The sequence below is a fragment of the Mycobacterium sp. E3339 genome, from assembly GCF_001666915.1.
Lineage (GTDB): Bacteria > Actinomycetota > Actinomycetes > Mycobacteriales > Mycobacteriaceae > Mycobacterium.
Map to the genome: position 1 here is coordinate 1 of NZ_LZIZ01000008.1, position 7,586 is coordinate 7,586.

Annotated in this window: 8 protein-coding genes and 1 pseudogene; 4 read left to right on the forward strand and 5 right to left on the reverse strand. The window is 69.8% G+C overall.

Annotated features, from left to right (window positions below; all coding sequences use genetic code 11):
• Positions 1–522 precede the first annotated feature (522 nt).
• Positions 523–1,065, reverse strand: a pseudogene (locus A5702_RS25340) (PPE family protein); the annotation flags it as partial.
• 152 nt (positions 1,066–1,217) lie between these two features.
• Between A5702_RS25340 and pdxS the strand changes: the two are divergent.
• From pdxS to A5702_RS00210, 4 genes are all read left to right on the forward strand, one after another.
• The gene (pdxS, locus tag A5702_RS00195; RefSeq protein WP_067820578.1) at positions 1,218–2,129 is read left to right on the forward strand and encodes a pyridoxal 5'-phosphate synthase lyase subunit PdxS; all 912 of its coding nucleotides are present in this window, start codon (positions 1,218–1,220) and stop codon (positions 2,127–2,129) included.
• A gap of 14 nt (positions 2,130–2,143) precedes the next feature.
• Positions 2,144–2,989, forward strand: coding sequence for an acyl-CoA thioesterase II (tesB, locus tag A5702_RS00200; RefSeq protein WP_055400944.1), 846 nt, complete (start codon positions 2,144–2,146; stop codon positions 2,987–2,989).
• Positions 2,986–3,582, forward strand: a complete 597-nt coding sequence (gene pdxT / locus A5702_RS00205) for a pyridoxal 5'-phosphate synthase glutaminase subunit PdxT (protein ID WP_055400864.1) — start codon at positions 2,986–2,988, stop codon at positions 3,580–3,582. Before tesB ends, pdxT begins: the two co-directional genes overlap by 4 nt.
• A 124-nt stretch (positions 3,583–3,706) precedes the next feature.
• A complete protein-coding gene (locus A5702_RS00210; protein WP_068217244.1) occupies positions 3,707–4,462 on the forward strand; it encodes a YebC/PmpR family DNA-binding transcriptional regulator in 756 nt (251 codons plus the stop codon).
• 70 nt (positions 4,463–4,532) lie between these two features.
• Here A5702_RS00210 and A5702_RS00215 read toward each other — a convergent pair whose 3' ends face one another.
• Genes A5702_RS00215 through A5702_RS00230 form a run of 4 tightly spaced genes read right to left on the reverse strand, consistent with a single transcriptional unit; the run spans position 4,533 to position 7,510 of the window.
• The gene (locus A5702_RS00215) at positions 4,533–6,119 is read right to left on the reverse strand and encodes a polyamine aminopropyltransferase (RefSeq protein ID WP_068217247.1); all 1,587 of its coding nucleotides are present in this window, start codon (positions 6,117–6,119) and stop codon (positions 4,533–4,535) included.
• Entirely contained in the window at positions 6,116–6,571 is a 456-nt protein-coding gene (locus A5702_RS00220) for a DUF350 domain-containing protein (protein WP_055400870.1), read from the reverse strand. The genes A5702_RS00215 and A5702_RS00220 overlap by 4 nt, the downstream gene beginning before the upstream one ends.
• 28 nt (positions 6,572–6,599) lie before the next feature.
• Complete coding sequence (locus A5702_RS00225) at positions 6,600–7,031, reverse strand: DUF4247 domain-containing protein (RefSeq protein WP_068217250.1); 432 nt, start codon at positions 7,029–7,031, stop codon at positions 6,600–6,602.
• The gene (locus tag A5702_RS00230) at positions 7,028–7,510 is read right to left on the reverse strand and encodes a DUF2617 family protein (protein ID WP_068217259.1); all 483 of its coding nucleotides are present in this window, start codon (positions 7,508–7,510) and stop codon (positions 7,028–7,030) included. Before A5702_RS00230 ends, A5702_RS00225 begins: the two co-directional genes overlap by 4 nt.
• Positions 7,511–7,586: the final 76 nt, after the last annotated feature.

The following is a 7,586-nucleotide window of genomic DNA, read 5'->3' on the forward strand; positions in this document are numbered from 1 at the left end:
GCGAGACAACCAATTGGTGTGCCTGATGGCCGATCGCGACCTCACCCGCACCGGCGTGCAGGTCGACTTCTTCGGCGGGCCCGTCCGCCGCGCCCCAACTGCCCTCGACGGGAATTCCCGGGCGAGCGACGGCCGCAGCCTCCCATTCGATCGCCGGCCCGCGCTCGCCGAGACGACGCGGCCGGCGAGCTGGGCGGTGACGGGGCTGGGGGCGCCCATGCCCGGGCCGGCGGTGGACGCCAGGACCGGATCCATGGCCGGGACGGTGCCGGCGCCGCCCAGCAGCGGGTTGGTGGTGGACATCAGCTGGCCCATCACCGTGTTCATCGGCTCCATCGCGAACTGCGCGGGCGTCGAAAGCATCTGCAGCTGCGTCATCGGGTTCATCAGTTGCTGGGTAAGCGACTGGCTCAGCGCCTGGAGCAGTTCCTGGCCGAAGGAGGTGAACTGCGGGGTGGGCAGGCTCGTCAGGGTGAGGGGTGGGCTGGTGAACGGCGTCCAGGTCGCCTCGGCCGCCGTGACGCTGGCGTCGTAGGCGGTCATCGCGGCCACGTCCTGGGCCCACATCTCGGCGTACTGGGCTTCGGTCGCCGCGATCGCCGCGGTGTTCTGCCCCAGGATGTTGGTGGCGATCAGCGACATCAGCAGCGCCCGGTTGGCCGCGATCACCTCCGGCGGCACCGTCGCGGTGAACGCCACCTCGAACGCCGCGGCCGACAACCGGGTCTGGTTGGCCACCAGCTCCGCCTGCCCCGACGTCGCGGTCAGCCACTGCACGTACGGGGCGGCGGCCGAGGCCATCGTCATCGAGGCGGGGCCCTGCCACACGCCACCGGTCAGCGTCGAGACCGTCAACTCGAAGGAACTCGCCGCGGACGCCAACTGCGCGGACAACGCGTCCCACGCCGCCGAAGCCGCCCACATCGTCCCCGAACGAGGCCCCGCATACATCCGCGCCGAATTGATTTCCGGCGGCAACAGCACGTAATCCGGCAACACCCGAGACCTCTTCTCGGCCGACCGCCTCGGCCGGTGTGACCACGGTTGCCCACCCAGAATCCACACCAGCAGCAACGGTCTCGCAAATAGCTGACGCAATTTTTAACACAATGTGACGCTCGTCGCAGGCGCTTGGCACGACTGATGGAAGCGGAGGGAAAACCGGTTTGTTTCCACCACTAGAGTGGAAGCGCGATGGTCGAGGAGAGCGGGAGCTAGTGGAGAGCGGCGGACAGTCCAACCAGGCCAACCAGACGGGGACGGCGCGGGTCAAACGCGGCATGGCCGAGATGCTCAAGGGCGGCGTCATCATGGACGTGGTCACCCCGGAGCAGGCCCGGATCGCCGAGGGCGCCGGCGCCGTCGCGGTGATGGCGCTGGAGCGGGTGCCCGCCGACATTCGCGCCCAGGGCGGCGTGTCGCGGATGAGCGACCCCGACATGATCGAGGGCATCATTTCCGCGGTCACCATCCCGGTGATGGCCAAGGCGCGGATCGGGCATTTCGTCGAGGCGCAGATCCTGCAGAGCCTCGGGGTGGACTACGTCGACGAGTCCGAGGTGCTGACTCCCGCCGACTACACCCACCACATCGACAAGTGGAAGTTCACCGTGCCGTTTGTGTGCGGGGCGACCAACCTCGGTGAGGCCCTGCGACGCATCAGCGAGGGCGCGGCCATGATCCGGTCCAAGGGCGAGGCCGGCACCGGCGACGTCTCCAACGCGACCACCCACATGCGGGCGATCGGCGGCGAGATCCGCCGGCTGACGTCGCTCTCTGAGGACGAATTGTTCGTCGCCGCAAAGGAATTGCGCGCGCCCTACGACCTCGTCGTCGAGGTGGCCCGGGCGGGCAAGCTGCCCGTCACCCTGTTCACCGCGGGCGGCATCGCCACCCCCGCGGACGCGGCGATGATGATGCAACTGGGCGCCGAGGGCGTGTTCGTCGGCTCCGGCATCTTCAAGTCGGGCGACCCCGCGCAGCGCGCCGCCGCGATCGTCAAGGCCACCACGTTCTACGACGACCCCGACGTGCTGGCCAAGGTCTCGCGCGGCCTGGGCGAGGCGATGGTCGGCATCAACGTCGAGCAGATCGCGCAGCCCCATCGCCTGGCCGAGCGTGGTTGGTAAGCCTAGGGCTATTGGTGGCAATCGAAGAGATCCTTGATCTCGAGCAACTCGAGGTCAACATCTACCGCGGTCGGGTGTTCAGCCCGGAGTCGGGATATTTCCAGCGCACGTTCGGCGGCCACGTGGCGGGGCAGTCGCTGGTCTCGGCGGTGCGCACGGTCGACCCGCGTTACCAGGTGCACTCGCTGCACGGCTACTTCCTGCGGCCCGGGGACGCCAACGAGCCGACGGTCTTCATCGTGGAGCGCACCCGCGACGGCGGTTCGTTCGCCACCCGGCGCGTCAACGCGATTCAGCACGGCGAAATCATCTTCAGCATGGGGGCGTCCTTCCAGACCGATCAGGAGGGCATCCACCACCAGGACGTCATGCCCGCCGCGCCGCCCCCCGACGGGCTGCCCGGTCTGGACTCGATCAAGGTGTTCGACGACGCCGGGTTCAAGCAGTTCGAGGAGTGGGACGTCTGCATCGTGCCGCGCGACCGGCTGCAGCTGTCGCCGGGCAAGGCCTCCCAGCAGCAGGTATGGTTCCGCCACCGCGACCCGCTGCCGGATGACCCGGTGCTGCACATCTGCGCGCTGGCCTACATGAGCGACCTCACGCTGTTGGGATCGGCGCAGGTCAACCACCTCGACGTCCGCCAGCACCTGCAGGTGGCGTCCCTGGATCACGCGATGTGGTTCATGCGGGCCTTCCGGGCCGACGAGTGGCTGCTCTACGACCAGTCGTCGCCGTCGGCCAGCGGCGGGCGGTCGCTGTGCCAGGGCAAGATCTTCACCCAGTCCGGTGAGATGGTGGCGGCGGTGATGCAGGAGGGGCTGACCCGCTTCGACCGCGAGTTTCAGCCGACCGGGCAGTGAGCGCGCCGCGCATCGGCGTGCTGGCGCTGCAGGGCGACACCCGCGAGCACCTGGCCGCGCTGCGCGAAGCCGGCGCCGAGGCGACGCCGGTGCGGCGGCGCGCCGAGCTCGAGAAGGCCGACGGGCTGGTCATTCCCGGTGGTGAGTCCACCACCATCAGCCACCTGCTGCTCGAACTCGACCTGCTGGAGCCGTTGCGCGGTCTGCTGGCCGACGGGCTGCCCGCGTACGGCGCGTGCGCCGGGATGATCCTGCTGGCCAGCGAGATCCTGGATGCCGGCGCGGGCGGCCGGGAGGCGCTGCCGTTGCGGGCCATCGATATGACCGTGCGGCGCAACGCCTTTGGGCGGCAGGTCGACTCCTTCGAGGGCGACATACCGTTCGCCGGCCTGGACGGTCCGGTGCGCGCGGTGTTCATCCGCGCGCCCTGGGTGGAGCGGGCCGGTGCGGACGTGCAGGTGCTGGCCGAGGCGTCCGGGCACACGGTCGCGGTGCGCCAGGGGGCGAAGCTGGCGACGGCGTTTCACCCGGAGATGACCGGCGACCGCCGCGTCCACCGGCTCTTCGTCGACATCGTCAACGGCGTCGCCTGACGGCCGCCTCGGCTCCTCTCGTGGGGCCGTGCGCCCGATGCGCAGCGCCCGGGCCGTCGGGCGTCGGCGCCCACGTAGACTCGTCTGGCGAACTTTTACAAGACAGAAGAGGTAAGAGACACCGATGAGCGGCCATTCCAAGTGGGCCACCACCAAGCACCAAAAGGCCGTCAAGGACGCGCGCCGAGGCAAGGAGTTCGCCCGGCTGATCAAGAACATCGAGGTCGCCGCCCGTACCGGCGGCGGGGACCCGGCGGGCAACCCGACGCTGTACGACGCCATCCAGAAGGCGAAGAAGACCTCGGTGCCCAACGACAACATCGAGCGCGCCCGCAAGCGGGGCGCGGGCGAGGAAGCCGGCGGGGCCGACTACCAGACGATCATGTACGAGGGCTACGGACCCAACGGCGTGGCGGTGCTGATCGAATGCCTGACCGACAACCGCAACCGCGCGGCCGGTGAGGTCCGGGTGGCGGTGACCCGCAACGGCGGCACGATGGCGGACCCCGGCTCGGTGTCGTACCTGTTCACCCGCAAGGGCGTCGTGACGCTGGAGAAGAACGGGCTCACCGAGGACGACGTGCTGATGGCGGTCCTCGACGCCGGCGCCGAGGACGTCAACGACCTCGGTGAGAGCTTCGAAATCATTTCGGAGCCAACGGATCTCGTCGCGGTGCGGACGGCGTTGCAGGACGCCGGCATCGACTACGAGTCCGCCGAGGCCAGCTTCCAGCCGTCGGTCAGCGTGCCGGTGGACGTGGACGGCGCCCGGAAGGTGTTCAAGCTCGTCGACGCGCTGGAGGACAGCGACGACGTGCAGAACGTGTGGACCAACGTCGACCTGTCCGACGAGGTGCTGGCCGCCCTCGACGAGGAGTAGGCCGCCCCGCTAGTCGTCGATCGCAAGCGCGGCGCAGAGCGCCGGGCGAAGCGGGTCGGCGCCATCAGATCTAGTCGTATCCGTGCCGCATGTCCTCGACGATGCGGGGATTGTCCAGCGTCGACGGCTCGAGCGGGCGCGGGCGGGTGTCGTCGGGAAACACCATGGCGGCGTCGAGCACGTGCTGGTTGAGGAAGCGCAGCGCGGGCGCGTCGGGCGGCACGGTGGGCGTGGGCGCGCTGCCGCCCCGGCGTGCCAGCGCGAAACCCCAGTCACCGAACGTCGGCACGTACACGTGGTAGGGCGTCGCGGCGTAGCCGGCCGTGCGGATTGACGAGACTGTGCGCCAGAACGCCGTCTGCGTGGAGAACGGGCTGCCCGCCTGCACGACCATCAGCCCGTCGGCGGCGAGCGCCCGCCCGACCAGCCCGTAGAACTCGGTCGAATACAGCCGGCCCAGGACCGGGGTGTCGGGGTCGGGCAGGTCCACGATGATCGCGTCGAAGCCCCCGGGCGGAACGACGTCGGGGTGCGGCGAACGCAACCACCGCATCGCGTCGTCGATCACCACCTTGACCCGCGGGCTATCCAGCGAACCGCCGTTCGCCCCGCGCATGGTGGTGCGCGCCAGCTGGATCACCGCGGGGTCGAGTTCCACCTGCACGATCCTCGTGATGCCCGGCTGCCGCAGCAGCTCGCGGGCCACCAGCCCGTCGCCGCCGCCGAGGACGAGGACCGTGCGCGCGCCCGCCCCGAGCGCGGGGTAGACCAGGCTCTCGGTGTAGCGGTACTCGTCGCGGGTGGAGAACTGCAGGCCCCCGTCCAGGTACAGGCGCATGTCGTTGCCGCGCTGGGTTACCACGATCTCCTGATAGGCCGAGTGCTGGTAGGCGATGATCGGGTCGGCGTAAAGCCGTTGGCGGCTCGTCGTCTCGATGTCGGCCGACCGTGCGAGCAGCGTGGCCAGCAACGCGAGGGCGGCGGCCAGCGCGCACAGCGCGGTCGCCAGCTGGCGGGGCGAAAAGACTTGGCGCAGCACGAAAATGGCGACCACGGCCGCGGCCAGCAGGTTGACGATGCCAGTGGCCGCCGCGCCGCGGATCATGCCCAGCTGCGGCAGCAGCAGGAACGGCCACACCAACCCGCCCAGCAGCGCGCCGAGGTAGTCGGCCGCGTTGAGGTTGGCCAGCGTCCGGCCGGTGTCGGGCGCCTCGGACGTGCGCCCCTGTTGCAGCATCGTCATCAGCAGCGGCACCTCGGCGCCGACCAGCCCCCCGATCAGGGCCGTGCCCAACGCCAGCATCCACATCGACTCGTCGTCGATGAACGCGAACACCGTGTACAGCGCCGCGGCGGACAGGCCGCCGACGATGCTGAGCAGCACCTCGACCGCGATGAACGTGACGGCCGCGTGCGCCAGCAGCGGCTTGACCACCAGGGCGCCCACCCCGAGCGCGGCGATGTAGCCGGCGACGATCAGTGAGGTGGCGACGATGCCGCCGCCGTTGAGGCTCGCGGCCAGCGTCAGCAGCGCGAGTTCGTAGATGATGCCGGACGCCGCGCAGGCCGCGACGGCGGCCAACAGCACGGCCCGCCACCGCCCCGAGAACGCCGTCGATGCGACCGGCGCCGGCGTGCGGCTGTCCGTGGCGGTCATGAGATGGCGGCGGCGATCACTCCTCCGACCGCCACCAGCATGGTCGCAGTGGCGAACGCGGCCGGGTGCAGCTCCGGCTCGTCGACGTGCTCGCGAAACTTGCCGGGCACCGCGATCTGCAGGATCAACAGCGCCCCGCCCTGCAACAGCACCCCCACCAACCCGTACACCGCCACGCCGACGAGTCCCTGCCCCAGCTGGCTGTAGCTGCTCGCGATCGCGCTGATGATGACGATGGCGAGCGCGATGTACATGGCCGACGCGAGAACCACGGCGTTGGGCCGCTTGTCGATGAATACCAGCTGGCGCAGGTTTCCGGGCGTGAGGACGTCCACCATCAGGAAGCCCGCGATCAGGACGACGACGCCGACCGCGAAGTACAGCACGACGGCGACCACGCCCTGGGTGATGGTGCTGAAGTTGGTGGCTCCGAAATCGAGCGCGAGGTACATGGTTGTCTCCTTTGCGATACCGGCTGGGTCACTTAACTCCGCCCGGGCCACCCGGACTGCCCCCCGCGCCGCCCGAGGGGGAGCCGGGTGTGAATCCGGGGCCGAGAAAGATGAAGGCGCCGTGGCTGTATCCGCCGCTGAGGCCTTCCAGGCGGATGCTGCAGGGGTGATTGCCGTCGGGCCCGATCGTCACGATGTTGTTGCTGTAGCGCAGGTATTCGTTGTCGCCGTTGGCCGCACGCGCCTCGGGGGCCTGATACTCCGCGAGCGTGTCGGCCACGTCGTCGGCCGATCCGCTGCACTCGTAACGCGTCCCGTTCGCGTCGTGGGCGTACTCGTGATAGTGGCTGGCGATGTAGGACCCAATGTTCTTGTTCAGCAACATGATTCCGGGCACCAGGCAGGCGATGGCGGCGACGGCCAGCACACCGGCGATCACGAACAGGCGGTTGCGGCTCACGGATGCCACCGACTGGTGGTGTGCACGACCATCCCGCCGCTGCCGGCCGGATACAGGTGCCAGGTCCGCCAGTGCCAACCGGCGCCGTCGGGTTCGGCGGCCAGCGCGGTCAGCGCGGCGTCGTCACCGGGGAAAGAGCCACCGAGCCAACCCTTTTCCCGCGCGCAACGGTCACGCAGGTCGCGCGCCATGCGGCGGAAGGTGCCCTCGTCGTACTTGTCGACGTGGGATTCCAGGACATAGCCGGGCGCGGCGGTGCGCTCCGGCAGATCGACGCCGAGCCCGCGCGCGGTGCACGAAACCTCCTCGGAGAACCGGCCCGCGGCGTGCTCGACCGTGACGACGTGCGACGCGCCGAGCACGCCGAGCAGCAGCGCCCCGCCGTCGGGGTGGCCCAAAAGACAGGTCGCCAGCGGCGGCGGCGCGGGCGCGTTGAGGGCGAGCCCGAGCTTCTGCCCGGACACGTCCGAAGGAGCCACGGCGAGCTGACCGTGTATCCGGCGCCCCCGCCCTCCTCCCCTTAGGGACGCGTCGGTGCCGTTTCATCACCTCGCC

Coding starts and splice junctions, on each gene's coding strand:
- A5702_RS00220 (WP_055400870.1), bottom strand. CDS start 6,571: ATGTACCTCGCGCTCGATTTCGGAGCCACCAACTTCAGCACCATCACC.
- A5702_RS00215 (WP_068217247.1), bottom strand. CDS start 6,119: ATGACCGCCACGGACAGCCGCACGCCGGCGCCGGTCGCATCGACGGCG.
- A5702_RS00210 (WP_068217244.1), top strand. CDS start 3,707: ATGAGCGGCCATTCCAAGTGGGCCACCACCAAGCACCAAAAGGCCGTC.